The sequence below is a fragment of the Rhodothermus marinus genome, assembly GCF_009936275.1.
GTDB lineage: Bacteria > Bacteroidota > Rhodothermia > Rhodothermales > Rhodothermaceae > Rhodothermus > Rhodothermus marinus_A.
In genome coordinates this window covers 1,939,688-1,959,112 of sequence record NZ_AP019797.1, presented here as the reverse complement: position 1 = coordinate 1,959,112, position 19,425 = coordinate 1,939,688, and the positions used below count along the sequence as shown (strand labels likewise).

The following is a 19,425-nucleotide window of genomic DNA, read 5'->3' as shown; positions in this document are numbered from 1 at the left end:
ACAACGAAAAATGAATAGAATCCAAGCCTACCAGCGAATTCTCATGCCCGCGCCGAAGATGGCCGAAGGCTCCGGGTAATAAAGCCAGCGGGTGCGGTAACGGGCCGGTGCCAGGTTCTCCAGCCGAGCAACTACGCCGATGGCCTGTGTGAGCTGATAGGTGGCCTGCAGGTCCAGGTCCAGATAAGGCGATAGTCGATACTGGCGGTTGAACGCGGCATAGCGGACGCCCTCGTAGCGGCCCAGTAACTGAACAAAGCCGCGCTGCTGCGCAAACCGATAGCTCAGCAGCAGGTGGGCCAGCCAGGTCGGCTCGTAGGGAACGCGTTGATTGGTCTCCTGAAGATTGACCTGCTGGAACGTCAGGCCCAGCGTGCCCTGCAGGCCGGCGGACAGGGTCAGCGTGGCCTCGGTGCGAAGGTACAGACGGCGCTGCTCGGCATAGTTCAGGCGGGTGACCGAGACGACCGGCGGGAAGGACCGGCGGATCTGGTAGCGATAGCGTTCTAAGGGGGCCTGCGTGAAGCCCGCGGCCGTCTGCAGACGAAGCGCCCCCAGGAAGAAGTCTCCGCCGGCTTCCAGATCGACGCTACGCAGCGCAGGCTGAGGAATGAGCGGCTGGTCCAGCACGGGCGTTTCCTGCAGGAGCTCGTCGAGCCGGTAGGCCTCAAGCGATGGCTGCTGGCGCACGTACAGCCGCGTGCCGGAAGCCGGAAACAGCGCCAGTTCCAGCACGGGCGACAGGTAAAGCGCCCGCGTATTCGTAGGCGCGGCCTTCAGGCCCAGCAGGCGGCCGCCTACCGTCAGTTGCAGCGTGGGTCCGAAGGCAAATTGCCAGGTGGCCCCGACGGCCAGTGAGCGCACGTCGGACTCCAGAAAAGCCTGTGGATCGATGCCGGCCACGTGCCCCTGCACGTCGAACGAAAGCGTGCCGGCGGCAAACGGATAGCTGAGCGCTCCGCTCAGGTCCAGCCGACGCTCCAACAGGGCCCGTTCTACAGGGTTCTGGCTGCCGAAGAAACCGGCCGGGTAGGTGGTCGCATAGCGAATAGAGCTCAGCCGTACCTGAAAGAAGCCTTCCAGATCGTCCTGGGCCGAAGGGGCTACCCGGAGTTGCACGTAACCGCCCTGACCTTCGCGGCGCGGCGCGCTGTAGGTCAGGTCACGCACCAGGCTGTAGAGGCGGTAGCGGTGGGCAAAGCCTCCCAGCTCCAGACCCGCCTGCAGGCGGCCGGAGTAGGCCAGGCCGGTTCGGGCGTCGAGCAGATCGTACGGGGCTTCCAGGTCGGAGCGGTCAGCAAACGGCTGAAAGCCGCTGCTTCCCGTGTAGATGAGCGCGGCATAGGGCGTGAGGCCTCCGGCCAGCGGATACTCCAGATAGCCGTTGAACGAGCGGGTCAGGTAGCGCCCCAGGGTGCTTTCGAACAGGCCGTTGGCCGGGTTGCCGCGGCCGATCGTGGCAATCGCAGGCGGTTCCGGCCGCTTCAGGGAAACCGGTGCCAGAGTGGCGGCCGCCTGGCGATAGGGTTCCACGTACGGCTGGCGATCCGGAGGAATCTGGGGCACCAGCGGCGGCGGATTGAAGCCGATGAGCGGCTGGCGCTGCAACGAAGGAAACGAAATCTCCAGCGTGCCCCGGATCTCCACCTCACGGGGGGCCAGGTCCGGCAGGATGACCTGCGCCGTATCGCGCACCTGAGCCAGTGCCGGAACGGCGATCGCCCAGCTCAGAAGCAGAAAAATCCTGAAAAATCGCGGCATGGCTTACAACCGGGCTTTTTCCTGGGCGGCAATGCGTGCAAACGACGTGTTGGGAAATTCACTGATGACCAGATCGTAGAGGCGGGTAGCTTCGCCGCGCTGTCCGAGCGCAAGGAAGGCCCGCGCCTGGGCCAGATAGCCACGGGCCAGCCATTCCGGATAGCCCGGGAAGAGGGTGGGCAGGCGGCTCAGCTCTTCGATGGCCCGATGCGGGTCGCCCCGGCGCAGCAGTAGTTCCCCGAGGCGATAGAGCGCCTCGGCGCCGGCTTCGTCCTGGGCGCGGCCGACCACCGCCCGGTAGAGGCGCTCCGCTTCGTCCGGACGGCCCTCGGCTTCGGCCAGCCGTGCCTGACCGAGCAGCAGGATGGCGGGCTGACCGTCTTCTGGAAAGCGGCTCCGGGCCTGCGCCAGCGTTTGTCGCGCCTCGGAGAAGCGGCCCAGCTCCAGCAGCGCGACGCTCTGGCCGTAAAGGGCGCGGGCCAGCAGATCGGAGCGCTCCGACGCCAGCGAGGCCAGCCGTCGAAAGCTCACCAGCGCGGCTTCGTAGCGCTCCTGCTTCAATTGCACATTGCCCAGCAGGAGCAGCGCCTCGGGCACCCTTCGATGCTCGGCATAGGCGGCCAGCAGCTGTTGCAGCGTACGCTCGGCCTCGTCGTACCGCTCCTGTTCCGCGTAGAGCGTGGCCAGGTAGTAGAGCGCCTCGCCCATCAGGTCCGGCGCATGGCTTCCGCGCACGAAGGCTTCAAGCGTCCGGATGGCCTCCTCGGAGCGGCCGCTGCGGTAGAGCGCCTCGGCCCGCCGGAAGCGCAGTTCGTCGACGATACGCGAATCCGGGTAGGCCGTGGCGAACGAATCGATCAGCGCCTGGGCGCGCGCTTCGTTGCCGGCGGCGATCAGCGCGAAGTGGATGCTGGTGGCGGCGTCGGCCACGAACGGACTCTGCGGATAACGTTCCAGCACGCGTTTGTAGGCGTTGACGGCCGCTTCCAGTCGTCCCGCGTTGAAGAGTGCATCGCCGATCCCGTACTGCGCCTTGGCGGCCAGCGGATCGTTCGGGGCCAGTTCGAGCAGCCGTCGGTAGGCCGCAATGGCCTGATCGTATTCCTGGTTCAGAAAATGGATGTAGCCGATCTGGTAAAGCGCCTCCTCGCGCCAGGTGCTTTCGGGGTGTTCGTCCAGCAATCGGTTGAAGGTGCGCAGGGCTTCCTCGTAGTTGCCCGCGTTGTAGTAGGCCTGGCCGATCTGGTAGAGCGCATAGTCGCTTTCGCCTTCGGCGGCCGCCTGGCGATAGTAGCGGATGGCTTCGGGATAGCGCTTGAGCGCGTAGTAGCTGTCGGCCAGCCGGAGCAGCGCGTCGAGCCGGTAGGGGACGGCCTCTTCCGTGCGGCGATAGGCTCGCAAAAACTGCTGGAAGGCCTGAATGGCTGCTTCGTAGCGCTGCTGGCGGAAGTAGACCCAGCCCAGCGCGTAGTGGGCGGCTTCGACGTGGGCGCCGTCAGGAAAACTTCGAAGGTAGTCGCGGAAGAGCGCTTCGGCGCGGTCGAGCCGGCCCAGCTGGTAGAAGCTTTCGGCCGCCCAGAAAAGGGCATCGCCGGCTTTAGGGCCTCGGGGATCCTGACGGTACAGTTCCAGAAAGGCCTCGCTGGCGGCGGCGTAGTTCTGCTGGCGGTACTGAAGCCAGGCTTTCTGAAAAGCAATCTCGGTGCGGAGTTGCGGCGAGGCGGCCTGCAGGGCAACGGCTCGGTCGAAGCTCTCGTAGGCTTCATCGAAGCGACCGAGCGCGATGGCCGTGTAGCCGCGCATCCGGAGCGCGTCACCGAGCAGCTCGCTGTCGGGGTAGGTGCGCACGAGAAAGTCGAACGCGTCGTGTGCTTCCTCCCACCGGCGCATCTCGTAGAGCAGCAGGGCCAACTCATACTGCGCATGTGGCGCCAGCGGACTGTCGGGCCATTCGAGCACGACGGTTCGGAACAGCTCCAGCGCCTGTTGTGGCTCGCGGGCCAGCTTGCGACAGACCGCCTCGTAGTAGGTGGCCTTCATGGCGAGCGTGTCGCGCCGGCCTTCGCGCACCTGGCGGAAGTGGTCGGCCGCCCACTGGTAAACGCCCTCGAAGTAGTAATTCCAGGCCAGACCGTAGAGCGCCCGGCGGTAGTAGGGGCTGTCGGGGTCTTCCAGCACGCGGCGGTAGTAGACGATGGCGTTTTCGCTGTCGCGGAGCTGGTTGTAGGACTCGGCCAGCAGCAGCCAGGCCTGTTGCTGCGCCTCGCCTTTCAGGTCGGGCAGGCGGCGTTGTACTTCGTCGATGGCGCGGCGGTAATCGCCCAGCTCGTAGTAAACCTGTGCCAGTGCCAGGCCCAGCCCTCGGGCTTCCGGTGCATTGGGATAGCGTGCAGCCAGCACCTCGAAAGTGCGGACGGCCTCGTCGTAGGCGCCGATCTCCACCTGCGTGTAGGCCATTGCCAGCAGCGCCTGCGGGGCCAGCCGCGTGTTCGGGTACGTGTCGGCCAGCCGTCGATAGTACCCGATGGCCTCGGCCGGACGTCCCAGCCGCTGTGCCGACTCGGCCATCCAGAACAACGCCCGGGCAGCCTGTGCGGCGGGCACGCCGGGGCGCAGGGCCTGGCTGAAGGCCTGGCGGGCTTCCTCATAGCGGCCCGTGTCGAAAAAGTACTTGCCCAGGGCAAGCTGAGCCTCGTAGACCAGCGGATGGGTCGGGTAGCGGGCGGCGAAGACGCGGAGCAGGGCGGCCGCCTCGTCGGTCTGTCCCAGGGCCAGCCGCGCCTCGGCTTCGTAAAACAGCGCTTCGGGGACCCGCGGATCGTCCGGGTACGTGCTCCGAAACTGCGCGAACGTCTGGGCCGAGAGCGTGTAGAACCCGTCGCTGTGCAGCGCCAGGGCATGGGCGAACGAAACGGCCGGACCCGGCGGCGCAGGCTGCGCCTGCAGCGCCACGGGGCCGAGGAACAGCATACTCAGCGTGCAGAGCCGCCCGATGATGCGCAGCATGGTAAGTCCGGTTGGTGGCAGGGACGATTAGCAAACGCAGCACGTGCCTTCGAAATTATGCTTCCGGGCAAACGCGCCACTGTTAACAATGTTGTAATTGTCGCGGGAGCCGCGGAACGTACGGTCCAGCTCGCCGGAAAAATACAGCAAAGCGGCTATAAAAACTCAATTCAACCCCTAAAATCGGAGGAAGCAATGGTGGAACCGGCCGACAAGGTGCAGGAGCCTGAAACGAAAGCGTCGGGCGCTGCGCAGGAGCAGCCCACTCCGCTGGAAACGCTGGAGCAGACGACCGCTTCCGGACTGGAATCGGTGAAGACGTGGGTGCGGGAGAATCAGGTGGTGGCCATGGTGGCCGCCTTTGCGGTGGGGGTGTTCCTGGGAGCACTCTGGCGGCGATAATCGGAAGCATTGAACGCCAAAACCGGAGGAGTAGCCGTGGCAGAAGAGAAAAAACAAACGCAGGAAGCGCAGACCGAAGCGACGGGTGGCGGGTTGGGCGATACGTATGAAAAGGCGCGTCAGGAGCTGGTCGATGCCTACGAGAAGACGCGCCAGGAGCTGAACGAGGCGCTGCAGCGGTTGCGGGAGCAACTGGCGCGTCTGGATGCGCGGGCGGCCGCGCAGCGGGCCCGCGACTGGGTGAGCGAGAACCCCACGCTGGCGCTGCTGCTGGCGCTGGGGGCCGGCGTGCTGGCCGGGCGCCTGGTGGCTATGGCGCTGCAGCCTTCGCCGCCACCGCTGACCGAGCGGGCGCGGCGCCAGGCCGAGCGGCTGGCCCGCCAGGCCCGTAAGCAGGCACGCCGTCTCAGCCGCGAACTCGCCGAGCAGGTGGATGAACTGGGCGAAACGGTGGCCGAGCGGGCACGCGCGTTGCGGAAAGAATTGCCCGAACAGGCGGCCGAACTGAGCGAGCGCATCCGGGCGCAGGCCGAGGCGCTCAGCAAGATGCTGGCCGAGCAGGCCTCGGAAGCCGCCGAATCGCTTGAAGAAACCGCCCGCCACACGTCGAAACGCGTCAAACGGGAGGCGCGCCGCGGACTGGACGCGGCCGAGACGCTGCTGGGGGCCGCGGCAACGGCCGTGGCCGCCGCGACGCTCAAGAAGCTGAACGACTGGATGCGGCGCCTTCGCTAATTTGCCGAAAAAATCGGTCCGGTGTGCGTGCCACCGGCACAATTACTGTATCTTTGCGTAGCGTGCGAGGACAACCGACGCGTTGTCCTCGCATGCTTTTGTCGCACGCAGCTACTGGTGAAACGGTGAGCATTCTGGTCGTCGGAACCGTCGCGCTCGATTCGGTCGAAACGCCCTTTGGCGCCGCACACCGATTGCTGGGCGGAAGCGCCACGTATCTGGCGCTGGCCGCGCGCTACTTCTGGCCTGAGGTGCGCCTGGTGGCCGTCGTCGGCCGCGATTTCCCCGAAGCCTACCGGCAGGTGCTCCAGCAGGCCGGGGTCGATCTGGAAGGGCTTGTCGTCAATGCGCAGGAAGACACCTTTGCCTGGGGCGGACGCTATCATTACGATCTGAACGAACGCGACACGCTCTACACGCACCTGAACGCACTGGCCACGTTCGATCCCGTTTTGCCCGATTCTTATCGTGATAGCCAGATCGTCTGCCTGGGCAATCTCGATCCGCGGCTGCAGCAGCGCGTGCTCGATCAGGTCAAAGCGCCCGCGTTTGTGATCTGTGATACGATGAATTACTGGATCGAGCATACGCCCGAGGCGCTTCGGGCCGTGCTGCGTCGCGTCGATTGCCTGGTGGTCAACGACGCCGAGGCGCGCCAGCTGGCTGCCGAGCCCAACCTGATCCGGGCCGCCCGCAAGATCCAGGCGATGGGCCCGCGGATTGTCATTATCAAAAAAGGTGAGCACGGCGCGCTTTTGTTTTTCGAAGAAGAAATCTTCAGCGCGCCGGCCTATCCGCTCGAAGACGTGTTCGATCCCACCGGAGCAGGGGATACGTTCGCCGGAGCGATGGCGGGCTTTCTGGCCACGCAGCAGTGTTTCGACGAGGCGGCGTTGCGGCAGGCGGTTATCTACGGAAGCGCGCTGGCCTCGTTCGTCGTCGAACGCTTCGGACCGGAACGATTGCTGGCGCTCACACCGGAGGAGATCGCCCGGCGCGTGACGGCCTTCCGACGGCTTACCATGTTTCCGGAAGTGGACCTGCAGACGCTTGCGTTGCCGGGACTGAACCATGCAACCTGACCAGGCTTCGACTTCCATCATACCGGTAGCGCCGGGCCAGTCGCGCGGTATTGTGCGCCTGGTCAACGCCGTTTTCTACGCGCACCACGGGGTCACGCAAGAAGAGCACCGCATCGGCGGGCGCTACGAGGTGGATGTGGCCATGGAGTTGAACGTGGAGGAGGCGGCCCGGACCGATGCGCTGGAGAAGACCGTAGACTACGAGGGCGTCTATCGCTTAGTGCGCGAGGTGGTTACCGGGAACAAGTTCTATCTGATCGAACGGTTGGCCTACAGGATTGCGCATCAGATCCTGGAGGCCTACCCGATCGTCGAGGCCGTCGAGGTGACGGTGCGCAAGCCGAACCCCCCGGTCGGCGGGGCCTGCGATCGGGCCGAAGTGACCTACAGTTGTCGGCGGGCCTGATCCGAAAAATTATGACCATGGAAACGACGTTGACGCTGGAAGGACAACGGGCGCTGGATGTGGCGGAGACCGAGGCGTTGCTGCGCAGCGTGTTGATCCCGCCGCGTCCGACGCTGCTGGTGGCCGTGCTGGAAGAGCAGGGCAAGCCGGATCCCGACCTGGATCGCATTGCCGAACTGATCAGTGAAGACGTGGCGCTGGCCGCCAGCACGCTCAAGCTGGTGAATTCGCCGCTTTTCGGGCTGGCGCGTCCGGTAGTGGACATCCGGCACGCCGTGCGGATGCTCGGCCTGAAGAATATCTCCGGTCTGATCACCGGCCTGCTGCTGCATCAGGCGTTTCGCAACCTGCGGGGTGCCTTCATGGAACGTTTCTGGCGCCGGGCCGAAGTCATGGCCCGCACCACCGCGCTGATTGCGCGCTGGTGCCCCCGCGTCCCCCGCGAGGAAGCCTATGCGCTGGGGCTTTTCTGTGACTGTGGTGTGCCGCTCTTGCTGCAGCAATTTCCGGCCTATCCGGGCGTCTATGAAGCGGCCGAACGGGAGGCCCACCTGCGGCCGTTTATCGAGCTCGAACACGAGCGCCTGCGCACCGATCATGCGGCGGCCGGCTTTCTGCTGGCGCGTACCTGGAAGCTCCCCGCCGATCTCTGTCAGGCCATTCTGCGCCACCACGACGCGCTCGACTATTACCGGCGCGAGGAGCCTGATCCGACCGTCGATAAACTCGCCCTGCTGCTGACGGCGCAGCACGTGCTGCGGCTTTACGCCGAGCAGCCGCCCGCAGCCGAATGGCAGGCCGTGGGACAATCGGTGCTGGCCTATCTGGGACTGGAGGAAGCCACGCTGTTTCAACTGGTTCGGGATCTTCGCGAACTGAACGAGAAGGCATTCGAAAAATAATTTCCAGGGAGTTCGCGATTTCGATCTTGCATGGCGTTTCGCTGAGCTTTGAGGCACAACCAACGCGCTCGTAGTCAGGCACGGAGCGAAGCGAAGTGCCGTCTCGGGTAACGCCACTTCGGCTGGCGCCTGCGTGGCTTACTACAAACACGTGCTTCTGACACGCAGCGCGAAGCGCCGGCTTACCAGACCTCCCTTTGTTTTCCGGATAAGTTCGAGCAGGCTTGAGTCAGACAAGTGGTACCTGCTGCGTCAGACAGTGCAGGGCGCCCAGCCCACGGATAATGGCGCGGCAGTCCACGGGCACGACCGTCCGCTCCGGAAAACACCGCTGCAGGATCTCCCGGGCCGTTTCGTCGCGGGCATCGCCGTAGGCCGGCATGAGTATCAGGCCGTTGGCGATGTAGAAGTTCGCATAGGTGGCCGGCACGCGCTCGCCGGCAATCTCCAGCGGCTCCGGCATGGGCAATTCAATGATCTGCAGCGGACGGCCGTCCGGGAGCCGAAACGCCCGCAGGCGCTCCAGATTTTCCTGCAGCACGTCGTAGTTCGGGTCGTGCGGGTTCGTTTCGACGGCGGTGACCACCACGTCTTCGGCCACGAAGCGCGTCAGATCGTCCACGTGCCCGTCGGTATCGTCGCCTTCCAGGCCGCGTCCCAGCCAGAGCACCTGGCGGACGCCGAGAAAGTCCTTGAGCCGCTGCTCGATGGCCGCGCGGTCGAGATGGGGGTTGCGATTGGGGTTGAGCAGGCACTGCTCGGTGGTCAGCAGTGTGCCGGCGCCGTTCGTGTCGATGGATCCCCCTTCGAGGATCATGCCGCCGTCGAAGATCGGCACCTGAAGGGCTTCGGCCATACGCCGGGCCACCTGCGCATCCCGATCCCAGGGGGGGTATTTGCCGCCCCAGCTGTTGAAGCCCCACACGGTGGCCGCCAGCACACGCCGCTGCGGGTGCACCACGAAGATGGCGCCGTGGTCGCGGATCCAGGCGTCATCGGTCGGAATGTGAAAGAAACGCACCGGGCCGCTCACGCCGGCCTCGTCGAGCAATTGCCGGACGTGCCGCTCGTGCGCCGCGTCGTTGACGTTGATGTAAACCGCTTCGCTGTGGCTGAGCAGGCGCACGACCTCGGCCATGGTGCGCTCGACCTGCGCCAGTTCGTCGGGCCACGTTTCCCGGTTGTGCGGCCAGGAAAGCCAGGTGGCCCGGTGTGGGGCCCACTCCGGCGGCATGCGAAAGCCCTGTGCGGCGGGTACCACCTCAGTCGCGGGCGTCGAGGAAGCGGCGGGTAAGCTCGGCATAGGCGTCGATGCGTCGATCCCGGAAAAACGGCCAGGTGGTGCGGAAGCGGTCGATGAACGACAGATCCAGTTCGACCACGAGCACGGCCTCCTCGTCGACGGGGGCGCGGGCCAGTACGGTCCCGTCCGGCGCGGCCACGAAGCTCTGTCCCCAGAAACGGATGCCCCGGTAGGCCGCGCCCGGCGGCGCCGGCTCGAAGCCTGTCCGATTGACGGCCACCACATAGCAGCCGTTCGTGATGGCGTGCGCCCGCTGTACCAGCTCCCAGGCCTCGTGCTGGGCGGCGCCTTCGGACGCTTCTTCCTCGGGCAGCCAGCCGATGGCCGTGGGGTAGAAGAGAATCTGTGCGCCCTGCAGGGCCGTCAGGCGGGCCGCTTCGGGAAACCACTGATCCCAGCAGATGAGCGTGCCGATGCGCACGCCGGCCGTGTCGAACACACGGAAGCCCAGATCACCGGGCGCGAAATAGTACTTTTCTTCGAAGAGGGGATCGTGCGGGATGTGCATTTTGCGGTATTTGCCCAGGTAGCCCCGCTCTGGGTCGAGGACGGCCAGCGTGTTGTGGTAGAGTCCGTCGGCGCGTTTCTCGAACAGACTGGCCAGAATCGAGACGTTCAGTTCGGCGGCCAGCCGGGCCAGTTCTTCGGTAGTCGGACCCGGCACGGGTTCGGCCAGCTGAAAGTGGCGCGGGTCTTCGTGCTTGCAGAAATAAGGGGTGCGAAACAGCTCGGGCAGGCAGACGATCCGGGCGCCCTGGCGGGCCGCTTCGCGAATGCCCGCGACGGCCCGCTCCAGGTTCCGGGCGGGATCGTCGCCACAGCGCATCTGAACGAGTCCGACCTTCAGCGTTTCCGGCATGGTGCGACCGACGGGTGAGCGTGCGGGCTGCTCAATGCCAGATCGGGCCTGGAGTTTCGTTCTGCAGCATTTTCATCGATGGGCGGTGTAGGTGCACAGGAAGCGATAGACCAGTTCGTCGGCCTCGGGCGTGGTCGCCGCCTGCATGGCCTGGCGAAAACCTTCCGGGCCCAGCACATCGATGTAGAGATCCCGGTAGGCCTGCAGGCGCTCGCGCAGGCGACGGGCGTTCAGTTCGCTGTGAAACTGCGTGCCGTAGATCGGGCGATCGGCCAGCCGGAAGGCCTGAAAGGGCTGGGCGTTGCGGGCCAGTTCGATGCCACCGGGCGGCAGGGCCACGACGCGGTCGCGATGGCCCATGTTGACGCGGAAGCGGGCGGGCAGGTATCGAAAGACGGGATCGTGACGACCGGCTTCGGTCAGCGTCACTTCACCGGAGCCGAATTCGGCCTGGTCCGGGTCGCGTCGCACTTCGCTGCCGAAGGTGACGGCCAACGTTTGATGGCCCCAGCAGGAGCCGAACATCGGCAGGTTGCGATCGGCCGCTCCCAGAAGGAGCGTCTGAAGCGATTCGGTCCAGGGATAGCGCTCGGTGGCGGAAAACTCGCCGGAGCCGCCGAGCAGCACCGCGTCGATGCCGTCGAGCAAATTCGGCTGGAGCGCGTCGCGCGTGACGTTCACGCAGCGGAGCTGGTCGGGGCGCAGGCGGCCGCATTCCAGAAAGCATTGCTGTTCTTGCCGCTCGATTTCCGGAAGGCGGCGGGCCTGAATCAGAAGCACCCGGATCGCTGAGGGCATGTGTCAGTCCTCGATCAGGTCGGCAAAATGGTTGCGAAGCATGCGGTAGAGGCGGTGCAGCGGGAGCCCCACCACGTTGTAGTAGTCGCCCTCGATGCGGCGGATGAAGACAGCGCCGTAGTCGTCCTGGATGCCGTAGGCGCCGGCCTTGTCGAGCGGTGAGCCGGTGGCGACGTAGGCGTCGATTTCGGCGTCGGTCAGCGGGGCGAAGGTGACCTGCGTGGCCTCGTAGTCGACGACTTCGCGCTGGCTGGCCGGATGCACCAGCGCCACGCCGGTGTAGACCGTGTGCGTGCGGCCGCTCAGGCGGCGCAGCATGGCGCGGGCTTCGGCTTCGTCGGCGGGTTTATTGAGCACGTCGCCGTCGAGCACGACAATCGTATCGGCGCCCAGCGTGAGCGCCTCGGGAAAGCGGGCGGCCACGGCGCGTGCCTTTTCCAGCGCCAGTTGCTCGACCAGTTGCTCCGGCAACCGGTGGTTCGTGGCGTTCTCGTCGAGATCGCTCGGATGCACTTCGAAGTCCAGCCCGAGCTGCGCCAGCAGCTTGCGGCGCCGGGGCGAGCGGGAGGCCAGAATCAGCGGTACGCGCAGTTTCATCGTTTCAGGAAGGTCCAGCCCAGCAGCAGGAGAAGACTCAGCAGGACGGTGGGTGTCAGGAGGTCGCCGAGCCGCACGGCGGGCGTAGGCGCTTCGTGTAACGGTGCCAGGAACAGGCGCATCGCGGCCCGCCGGGGCGGCAGCTCCTGAGCGATCCGTCCGGAGGGCAGCACCAGGGCCGACAGTCCGTCGGCGCCGACCTGCACGACGGCGCGGCCCGTTTCGATGGCGCGCAGACGCGCGGCCTGCAGGTGCTGTCGATAGACCGGGCCGCGTCCCCACCAGCCGTCCTGCGTGAGCACCACCAGCAGGTTCGCCCCTTCTTCGGCCGAGCGTCGGGCCAGGTTCCCGAAAAAGCTCTCGAAGCAGATGAGTACGCCGGGGCGCAGGGGGCCGACCGCAAAGCGGGCGGGGGTTCGGCCGGAGCGGTAGCCGGCCACCCCTCCGGCCGGTACGGCCAGCACCTGCAGCGCCGGAAAAGTCTCGACGAGCGGGACCTGTTCGGCAAAGGGCACCAGCCGTTGCTTGTCGTATCGGCCGAGGGGACGGTCCGGTTGCAGCAGCAATGCACTGTTCGTGTAGGCAAAGCGCGTAGATCCCGGACCGTCGGCGGGTACGACGGCTCCCGTCAGCAGGGGAATCCGCCGGTGAGCGACCCACGCGCGGAGGCGAAAAAGCACCGAGGTGTCGGGCAGGGCCGTTTCGGGCCATAGGATCAGGGCTGGGCGCAGACGGGCCGTGTCCAGCGCCGTCTCGGTCAACGTCAACAGGTGCGCGAGGCGCTCCAGGCCGTCCATGCGGTCCCACGTGGCGGCCGGTACGCCATGTTGCACGACCAGCACGGGTACTGTGCGGAGTTCTGGATCTGATGCCGGTTCGGGAAAGCCGAGCGGTAGCAACAGCCAGCTCGCCAGCAGCAGGCTTGTCATTAGATTGCGCTGGCGGAGTAGCGCATAGGTCAGTACGTTGGTGCCCAGCACCCAGAGCGAGAGGCCCGGTGCGCCCAGCGTAGCGATCAGTCCCCGAAAGAACGACAGCGGCAGCGTAGCATAGCCGAGTTGCAACCAGGGAAAGGGGAGCGGGCCGTAGGTGAGCAGCGCTTCGAGTGCCATCCAGCTCAGCACAAACGCGGCCAGCGCGGCTGCCCGTCCCCGGCGAAGCTGCACCGCCCTGGCGATGACCGCCGGCACCGCCATGAGCAGCGTCAGGCACAGCAGGCCCACCGACGAGGCAAAAGCTGCCGTGGGCACCGCGTGGCGCAGCGCCCAGTGCAGCGTCAGCCCGACCCAGAGCAGCGTGGCCGCCACGCCGGCCAGCAGGGCCTGCAGCGGGGTGTGCGTCTGCTCCAGCGCAAGCAACAGGGGCACCAGCGCGGTCAGAACCAGCCCCGGTAGCGGCACCGGTGGAAAGCTCAGGCCCAGCAGCAGGCCGCTCAGCACGGCCGGCGTCCAGAAATGGTGGCGCAGGATTTGACAGGGGCGGGCCTGCAAGCTAACTTGCATACCTTAAACGAGGTCAGCAAACCGGTTGCGCATGATTACTCTGACCGTCTGCAACCACAAGGGCGGCACCGGTAAGACCACGACGGCCATCCACATCGCAGCGGCACTCGGGCTCAGTGGCCACCGGGTGCTGGTTATCGATCTGGATCCGCAGGGGTTTCTGACCCGGGTTATGGGCGTGCCCGAGCCCCCTGAGGAGCATTCGGTGCTGGCCCTGTTCGATCCAGCGCGTTCGCTGCGCGAGGTACGCCGGCATACAGTGGGGGGATTCGATCTGCTGCCTTCCTCGACGGCGATGACGCGTGTGATGCGCCAGCTCAATCGCCCCACGGATGTGCTCTGGGCCAAGGAGGCGCTCGAGCAGAGCGGGCTGGACTATGACGTGGTTATTTTCGATACAGCCGCCGCCATTACCGTCTACAGTCTGAATGCGCTGGTGGCCAGCCAACACGTGCTCGTGCCCGTGACGCCCGAGTATCAGCCGGTGCTCGGTGCCGAGCAGACGGCCCAGACGGTGCACCTAGTACGTGAGAAACTCAACCCGACGCTTTTCCCCCCGCTTTTCCTGTTTACCCAGGTGGATGCCCGCAAACGTGCCCATCAGCTCTACCGTCGTTACATGCGCCGCCGTTATGGCGATCGCGTCCTGGAAGCGGTCATCCGCACCAGCGCCTCGCTGGCCCGCTCCTACGAGGACGGGTCCACCGTATTCACGCGCGAACCCTACTCACGTGGAGCCCGGGACTACGCAAACGTCACGGATGAACTGATGCGCCGCATTTTGCAGGATCGGGAAGCGGGCGCGGTGCCGAACTGGAGCGCACCGGCCCCGCCGCTTCAGGAGATGCGCCCGTAGCGGTTGCGGGCCGGTCGGGACTGCTGGATCGCCTCGCGGGCCTGGCGCAGGGTGTGGATGCCGCGCTGCTCAAGCAGGGGCAGCAGACGCAGGAGCAGCTCGGCCGTAATCAGCGCGTCGCCCAGGGCCGAGTGTCGCCCCACCGGTTCGATTCCGAAAGCCGCAGCCAGCTCATCCAATCCGTAATGCTGACGTTCCGGATCGACCACGGCCGCCAGCAACATCGTATCGAGCACCGGCTGGTCGAAGTGCAGGCCCAGTGCTTTTTCTTTTTGACGGATGAATTTCAGATCGAAAGCCACGTTGTGGCCCACCAGCACGGTATCCCGGGCAAAGCGATAGAAGCGCGGGAGCACTTCTTCGATCGGTGGCTTGTCCTGAAGCAGGACGGGCTGAATGCCGTGCACGCGCACCGAATCGAGCGAGATCGGTCGACGAGGATTGACGAGTTGGTCGAAGGTTTCCTCGGGGCGGATGCGGCCGCCGACGATGCGGACGGCACCGATGGCGATGATTTCGTCGCCCTGCTCAGGATGCAGGCCGGTGGTTTCGGTATCGAAGACCGTGTAGATCAGGCTGCGCAGCGGGCGATCGTCGAGCGGCGTGGCCTCGGAGGTTTCCAGCAGGGATAGATCGGCATAAATCGGACGACGCGCGGCCGAGGGTCCGGGCAGAAAGGCCCGCGCGGCACCCGAGTGCGGGGGCGGCGAGGCCGGAAGCGTCAGGCGCAGGGCCTCGCCGTCGAGCTGCAGGGTGGCCTGATGTTCCTGAAGGAGCGCCTGCAGAGAGGGTTCCTGCACATAGGGTTGCAGCCGTTCGAGTGCTTGCGGGTGACCATCGAGCGGACGAAGCCACAGATGCACGCGGCCATTTTCCGAGGTGGTGCGAGCCAGTAGTTGCGTGCAGGAAGTTTCCTGACGTAACTCGAAGGCCAGTCGCCGGAGCGCTTCGAAGGCCTCAGGCAGGCGAACCCGGAGCCAGAGGGTGCCCGTGACGCCTTCGAGCTGGAGCGAAACGCCAGCTTCCCGGAGCTGCAGGTCCAGGGCCTGCAGCAGATCGGCCCCTCGGATGATCTCGAACGGTTCGGCTTCTGAGCGGAGCGGCTGCAGGAGCAGCATGAAGGTTTCCAGGCGGTCCGCTTCGTCGCGGATCGGGGCGGCCTGCACGCGCACAAGTTGCCCTGAAGGCAGGCAGGTGGCGAAATGGACGGTGGGACGGGGATGTTGCTGGCGCAACCGATAGGCCAGTTCGTCCAGGGCGAAGACGATCAGGTCCCGATCCAGGCTGTGAAAGATGGAGCGGCCCAGGCCAATGGCGCCCGGATGCTCGGGCGTCTCGAGCAGGCGGCGGGCCGTTTCGTTATAGAGCAGGATCTGGCCGGAGGTTCGACATACGAGCACGGCTTCGGGCAACTCGCCCAGCAGCGTGGCCAGCAGGTTGCGCTCGCGATGAAGGGGAGCGGCAGCCGGGGTTATGGACTGGAGGCGATGGCGGCGGGCCAGTTCGGTCACCGCTTCCTGCAGTTTTCGGAGTTCGCGGGTGCTGGCCTGCGGGAGGGGCGGCAGCGTGTGGCCATCCAGTACCTGATGGATCGCATCGGTGAGCTGAGCGATCGGGCGCACGTGCGTCTGGTACACATGCAGCCAGAGCGCATAGATGCCGCCCAGCACCAGCACGATGAGCACCAGCAGAAACGGATAGCGTGCCAGCAGCCAGGCCCGTTCCGAGGGCGAAGCGCTCAGCCACCAGATCAGGTTGGGCGCGGCCAGCAGCAGCAGGCCCAGCAGCGCCAGCACGGCGTAGGTTTTCCAGAAGCGAGCCGACAGCGGCATAAAGCCGTGGGCATTTGATTTTCGGCGCGTTACGCTGTAAGATAGAAACAAAACAGCAGAATCCTGAAAGGCAATCCGGGATGGGCGTGGTCGAACAGGCACCGCTGGTGCCCGAAACCCTGCTGGAACCGGCCGCACGCCGGTTACGGGTGCTGGGCGATCCGGTACGGTTGCGACTGCTGAATCTGCTGCGCACGCACGGCGAGCTGAGCGTCCAGGAGATGGTCGATGCGCTGGGCCTGCGGCAGCCGAACGTGAGCAAGCACCTGAACCAGCTGGCCCGCGAAGGACTGGTGCAGCGGCGCCGTGACGGAGTGCATGTGCGCTACCGGCTGGCCGATCCTTCGCTGGCCGGACTGTTCCTGCTGCTGTGCCGGAGCCTGGAAGCTCCACCGGACGGAACACCGCCATGACACGCGCGCGCCTCGTGGCCCTCTTTGTGCTGGGCCTGCTGCTGATGAACTTTCCGCTGCTGTCCCTCTTCAGCCGGGAGCGTCTGCTGCTGGGGATGCCCGTGCTGTACGTGTACCTTTACGGCGTGTGGGCCCTGGTGATCGGCCTGCTCATCTGGCTGATGGAGCGACGTCGGACGACCCCGCCGGAGGAAAATCCCTGAGCCATGCTCCAGGGCGGCTTCATCTTCCTCATCGCGCTGCTGTACATCGGCCTGCTGTTCGCCATTGCCACGTATGGCGATCGGCGGGCCGAGCAGGGCCGAAGCATCATCAGCAGCCCGTACATCTATGCGCTCTCGCTGGCCGTCTACTGCACGGCATGGACGTTTTACGGGAGCGTGGGACGGGCGGCCAGCAGTGGTGTGGGGTATCTGCCCATCTATCTGGGGCCCACGCTGACGGCCGTGCTCTGGTGGATGGTGCTGCGAAAGATGATCCGGATCAGCAAGGTGTACCGGATCACTTCGATCGCCGACTTTGTGGCCTCGCGCTACGGCAAAAGCAGCGGTCTGGCCGCCCTGGTGACCGTGATCGCCGTCACCGGCGGCGTGCCCTACATCGCGCTTCAGCTCAAGGCCATTTCCGTCAGCTTTCAAGTGCTCAGCGGGCGTCCCACCCCGACTCCGACCGAAAGCCTGCTGGACGACACGGCACTGTACGTGACGCTGGCGCTGGCCTTGTTTTCGATTCTGTTCGGGACGCGCCATCTGGACGCCACCGAGCGTCACGAAGGGCTGGTAGCGGCCATCGCCTTCGAGTCGCTGGTGAAGCTCCCGGCATTTGTGGCGGTCGGTCTGTTTGTGACGTTCGGGCTCTACGACGGACCGGCCGATCTGTTTGGCCGCGCGCTGGCCCGCCCGGAGTTCCGCCGGCTGCTGACCATGGAAGAGGCGCTCGGGCCGGGCGCCTACGGTCAGTGGTTCTGGATGACGCTGCTGGCCATGCTGGCCATTCTATTTCTGCCCCGCCAGTTCCAGGTGGCCGTCGTCGAGAACGTGGACGAGCGCCACCTGCGCAAGGCGATCTGGCTGTTCCCGCTGTATCTGTGGCTGATCAACCTGTTCGTGTTGCCCATTGCGCTGGCCGGATTGATGGCCTTTCCGGGCGGTCAGGTCGATGCCGACATGTTCGTGCTGGCGATTCCCCTGGCGCACGGGCAGGAGCTGCTGGCGCTGCTGGCCTTCATCGGCGGCTTTTCGGCGGCCACCAGCATGGTCATCGTGGCCACCGTGGCGCTCAGCACTATGATCAGCAACGATCTGATCATGCCCATCCTGCTGCGCATTCGCTTTCTGAGGCTGGCGCAACGTGGACGGCTCACCGGGCTGCTGCTGGGCATTCGTCGGGGAGGGATAGTCCTGGTGCTGTTGCTGAGCTATCTGTACTTCCACGCCATTGCGCATGCCTATGCGCTGGTTTCGATCGGGCTGATTTCCTTTGCCGCGGTCGCGCAGTTTGCGCCGGCGATACTGGGAGGGATGTACTGGCGGCGTGGCACGCGGGCCGGCGCGCTCTGCGGGCTGATCGCCGGCTTTTTGATCTGGGGCTACACGCTCCCGCTGCCGTCGCTGGTCGACGCCGGCCTGTTGCCGGTCTCGTTCATCGAAAACGGTCCATGGGGCGTCGGCTGGCTGCGTCCGTACCAATTGTTCGGACTGGAAGGCTTCGATCCGATCTCGCATGCGCTCTTCTGGAGCCTGCTGTTCAATGCGGGGCTGTACGTGGGCGTGTCGCTGTTCACGCAGCAGCGCGTGGAGGAGCTGCTGCAGGCGCGGGCGTTCGTGGACGTGTTTCGCCTGTCGGGGCGGCCGGGCGAGGCCACCTGGCGCGGGACCGCCTACGTGTCGGATCTGCAACAGCTGTTGCGGCGGTTTCTGGGCAAAAAGCAGGCGGACGAAGCGCTGCGTCCGGTACTGGCGCAGGGTGGGGGTACGGTGACCGCAACGGCCGAGGTGGTGCAGCACGCCGAGCGACTACTGGCCGGTGCCATCGGATCGGCCTCGGCCCGGGTGCTGATCGCTTCGGTGGTCAAGGAGGAGCCGCTGAGCCTGCGTGAGGTCATGGACATTCTAGACGAGACGCAGCAGGTGATCGCCTACAGCCACGAACTGGAACGGAAGTCGGCCGAGCTGGAACGGGCCACGCGCGAGCTGCAGGCGGCCAACGAGCGCCTCAAAGAACTGGACCGGCTCAAAGACGAGTTCATCTCGACGATCACCCACGAGCTGCGCACGCCGCTGACTTCGATCCGGGCTTTCAGCGAGATCATGCACGCCAATCCGAATCTGCCCGAAGCGCAACGCCAGGAGTTTCTGGGCATCATCATCAAAGAGGCCGAGCGGTTGACCCGGCTGATCAACCAGGTACTGACGCTCCAGAAGCTGGAGTCGGGCACCGTGGAATTGAACCTGGAGCCGGTGCGCATGCAGGAAGTGATCGAAGAGGCCGTCGAGGCCATTCAGCCGCATGTTCAGTTCAACGAAATCACGCTGACGGTTTCTGTCCCCGAGACGCCCTGCTACGTGCTGGGCGACCGCGATCAGCTGGTGCAGGTGCTGTTGAACCTGCTCTCGAACGCCGTCAAGTTCTGCAACCCGGAGGACGGGCGCATTGCCGTGCGGCTGCTGGTGGAGCCCGACCGGGTGCGTGTGGACGTGGAGGACAACGGTCCGGGCATTGCCCCCGAGGATCAGGCTACGATTTTCGATAAATTCCGGCAGGTGCACACGAGCACTGGCAGGCGGCCGCCGGGCACCGGGCTGGGACTGGCCATCGCCCAGCGCATCGTGCAGCATCACCACGGCCGTATCTGGGTCGAGAGCGATCCCGGTCACGGGGCTACCTTTTCGTTCACGCTGCCACGCCTGCCGGCGTCTGATGGTATGCCCCAACCTATGCGCGACACTTCACGGCTGAATCTGTAAAATGC

At 65.5% G+C, this 19,425-nt stretch carries 17 protein-coding genes; 9 read left to right on the top strand and 8 right to left on the bottom strand.

Features of this window, described 5'->3' with window-relative positions:
• Positions 1–27: 27 nt before the first annotated feature.
• A complete protein-coding gene (locus tag GYH26_RS08445; RefSeq protein WP_161541277.1) occupies positions 28–1,761 on the bottom strand; it encodes a TonB-dependent receptor in 1,734 nt (577 codons plus the stop codon).
• Positions 1,762–1,764: 3 nt separating this feature from the next.
• A complete protein-coding gene (locus GYH26_RS08440) occupies positions 1,765–4,767 on the bottom strand; it encodes a tetratricopeptide repeat protein (protein WP_161541276.1) in 3,003 nt (1,000 codons plus the stop codon).
• 195 nt (positions 4,768–4,962) lie between these two features.
• Here GYH26_RS08440 and GYH26_RS08435 point away from each other — a divergent pair, with 195 nt between their 5' ends.
• From GYH26_RS08435 to GYH26_RS08415, 5 genes are all read left to right on the top strand, one after another.
• Positions 4,963–5,169, top strand: a complete 207-nt coding sequence (locus GYH26_RS08435; RefSeq protein WP_161541275.1) for a hypothetical protein — start codon at positions 4,963–4,965, stop codon at positions 5,167–5,169.
• 36 nt (positions 5,170–5,205) lie between these two features.
• A complete protein-coding gene (locus GYH26_RS08430) occupies positions 5,206–5,904 on the top strand; it encodes a hypothetical protein (protein WP_161541274.1) in 699 nt (232 codons plus the stop codon).
• Positions 5,905–6,029: 125 nt separating this feature from the next.
• Positions 6,030–6,986, top strand: a complete 957-nt coding sequence (locus GYH26_RS08425) for a PfkB family carbohydrate kinase (RefSeq protein WP_161541273.1) — start codon at positions 6,030–6,032, stop codon at positions 6,984–6,986.
• The gene (gene folB / locus GYH26_RS08420; RefSeq protein WP_161541272.1) at positions 6,976–7,392 is read left to right on the top strand and encodes a dihydroneopterin aldolase; all 417 of its coding nucleotides are present in this window, start codon (positions 6,976–6,978) and stop codon (positions 7,390–7,392) included. Before GYH26_RS08425 ends, folB begins: the two co-directional genes overlap by 11 nt.
• Positions 7,393–7,409: 17 nt before the next feature.
• Positions 7,410–8,294 (top strand): HDOD domain-containing protein, encoded by an 885-nt coding sequence (locus GYH26_RS08415; RefSeq protein WP_242006326.1) that lies wholly within the window; start codon positions 7,410–7,412, stop codon positions 8,292–8,294.
• Positions 8,295–8,523: 229 nt separating this feature from the next.
• Here the strand turns inward: GYH26_RS08415 and GYH26_RS08410 are convergent, their stop codons facing one another.
• The 5 genes from GYH26_RS08410 to lnt form a co-directional block, all read right to left on the bottom strand.
• Positions 8,524–9,528, bottom strand: coding sequence for an agmatine deiminase family protein (locus GYH26_RS08410; RefSeq protein ID WP_161542400.1), 1,005 nt, complete (start codon positions 9,526–9,528; stop codon positions 8,524–8,526).
• A 28-nt stretch (positions 9,529–9,556) separates the two neighbouring features.
• On the bottom strand, positions 9,557–10,456 hold the full coding sequence (locus GYH26_RS08405) for a carbon-nitrogen hydrolase (RefSeq protein ID WP_014067144.1): 900 nt from the start codon (positions 10,454–10,456) through the stop codon (positions 9,557–9,559).
• A 72-nt stretch (positions 10,457–10,528) separates the two neighbouring features.
• Positions 10,529–11,254 (bottom strand): type 1 glutamine amidotransferase, encoded by a 726-nt coding sequence (locus GYH26_RS08400; protein ID WP_014067143.1) that lies wholly within the window; start codon positions 11,252–11,254, stop codon positions 10,529–10,531.
• 3 nt (positions 11,255–11,257) lie between these two features.
• The gene (locus tag GYH26_RS08395) at positions 11,258–11,851 is read right to left on the bottom strand and encodes a Maf family protein (RefSeq protein WP_014067142.1); all 594 of its coding nucleotides are present in this window, start codon (positions 11,849–11,851) and stop codon (positions 11,258–11,260) included.
• A complete protein-coding gene (lnt, locus tag GYH26_RS08390; protein WP_161541270.1) occupies positions 11,848–13,353 on the bottom strand; it encodes an apolipoprotein N-acyltransferase in 1,506 nt (501 codons plus the stop codon). The genes GYH26_RS08395 and lnt overlap by 4 nt, the downstream gene beginning before the upstream one ends.
• A 31-nt stretch (positions 13,354–13,384) precedes the next feature.
• Here lnt and GYH26_RS08385 point away from each other — a divergent pair, with 31 nt between their 5' ends.
• Positions 13,385–14,209, top strand: a complete 825-nt coding sequence (locus GYH26_RS08385; RefSeq protein ID WP_161541269.1) for a ParA family protein — start codon at positions 13,385–13,387, stop codon at positions 14,207–14,209.
• Here the strand turns inward: GYH26_RS08385 and GYH26_RS08380 are convergent.
• Positions 14,191–16,041: a 3'-5' exonuclease gene (locus GYH26_RS08380; protein WP_161541268.1), complete on the bottom strand. Its 1,851-nt coding sequence runs from the start codon at positions 16,039–16,041 to the stop codon at positions 14,191–14,193. The genes GYH26_RS08385 and GYH26_RS08380 overlap by 19 nt on opposite strands.
• Before the next feature lie 80 nt (positions 16,042–16,121).
• Here GYH26_RS08380 and GYH26_RS08375 point away from each other — a divergent pair, with 80 nt between their 5' ends.
• The 3 genes from GYH26_RS08375 to GYH26_RS08365 are packed head-to-tail and all read left to right on the top strand — an operon-like array spanning position 16,122 to position 19,420.
• Entirely contained in the window at positions 16,122–16,454 is a 333-nt protein-coding gene (locus tag GYH26_RS08375; RefSeq protein WP_012844002.1) for an ArsR/SmtB family transcription factor, read from the top strand.
• A complete protein-coding gene (locus tag GYH26_RS08370; protein ID WP_012844001.1) occupies positions 16,451–16,657 on the top strand; it encodes a hypothetical protein in 207 nt (68 codons plus the stop codon). The genes GYH26_RS08375 and GYH26_RS08370 overlap by 4 nt, the downstream gene beginning before the upstream one ends.
• A gap of 3 nt (positions 16,658–16,660) precedes the next feature.
• On the top strand, positions 16,661–19,420 hold the full coding sequence (locus tag GYH26_RS08365; RefSeq protein WP_161541267.1) for a sensor histidine kinase: 2,760 nt from the start codon (positions 16,661–16,663) through the stop codon (positions 19,418–19,420).
• The last annotated feature ends 5 nt before the right edge of the window (positions 19,421–19,425 follow it).

What these genes read in the sequence shown, in the direction of transcription:
- GYH26_RS08445 (WP_161541277.1), bottom strand. Translation starts at nt 1,761, where the DNA reads ATGCCGCGATTTTTCAGGATTTTTCTGCTTCTGAGCTGGGCGATCGCC.
- GYH26_RS08440 (WP_161541276.1), bottom strand. Translation starts at nt 4,767, where the DNA reads ATGCTGCGCATCATCGGGCGGCTCTGCACGCTGAGTATGCTGTTCCTC.
- GYH26_RS08435 (WP_161541275.1), top strand. Translation starts at nt 4,963, where the DNA reads ATGGTGGAACCGGCCGACAAGGTGCAGGAGCCTGAAACGAAAGCGTCG.
- folB (WP_161541272.1), top strand. Translation starts at nt 6,976, where the DNA reads ATGCAACCTGACCAGGCTTCGACTTCCATCATACCGGTAGCGCCGGGC.
- GYH26_RS08415 (WP_242006326.1), top strand. Translation starts at nt 7,410, where the DNA reads ATGGAAACGACGTTGACGCTGGAAGGACAACGGGCGCTGGATGTGGCG.
- GYH26_RS08410 (WP_161542400.1), bottom strand. Translation starts at nt 9,528, where the DNA reads ATGCCGCCGGAGTGGGCCCCACACCGGGCCACCTGGCTTTCCTGGCCG.
- GYH26_RS08405 (WP_014067144.1), bottom strand. Translation starts at nt 10,456, where the DNA reads ATGCCGGAAACGCTGAAGGTCGGACTCGTTCAGATGCGCTGTGGCGAC.
- GYH26_RS08400 (WP_014067143.1), bottom strand. Translation starts at nt 11,254, where the DNA reads ATGCCCTCAGCGATCCGGGTGCTTCTGATTCAGGCCCGCCGCCTTCCG.
- GYH26_RS08395 (WP_014067142.1), bottom strand. Translation starts at nt 11,851, where the DNA reads ATGAAACTGCGCGTACCGCTGATTCTGGCCTCCCGCTCGCCCCGGCGC.
- lnt (WP_161541270.1), bottom strand. Translation starts at nt 13,353, where the DNA reads ATGCAAGTTAGCTTGCAGGCCCGCCCCTGTCAAATCCTGCGCCACCAT.
- GYH26_RS08385 (WP_161541269.1), top strand. Translation starts at nt 13,385, where the DNA reads ATGATTACTCTGACCGTCTGCAACCACAAGGGCGGCACCGGTAAGACC.
- GYH26_RS08380 (WP_161541268.1), bottom strand. Translation starts at nt 16,041, where the DNA reads ATGCCGCTGTCGGCTCGCTTCTGGAAAACCTACGCCGTGCTGGCGCTG.
- GYH26_RS08375 (WP_012844002.1), top strand. Translation starts at nt 16,122, where the DNA reads ATGGGCGTGGTCGAACAGGCACCGCTGGTGCCCGAAACCCTGCTGGAA.
- GYH26_RS08370 (WP_012844001.1), top strand. Translation starts at nt 16,451, where the DNA reads ATGACACGCGCGCGCCTCGTGGCCCTCTTTGTGCTGGGCCTGCTGCTG.
- GYH26_RS08365 (WP_161541267.1), top strand. Translation starts at nt 16,661, where the DNA reads ATGCTCCAGGGCGGCTTCATCTTCCTCATCGCGCTGCTGTACATCGGC.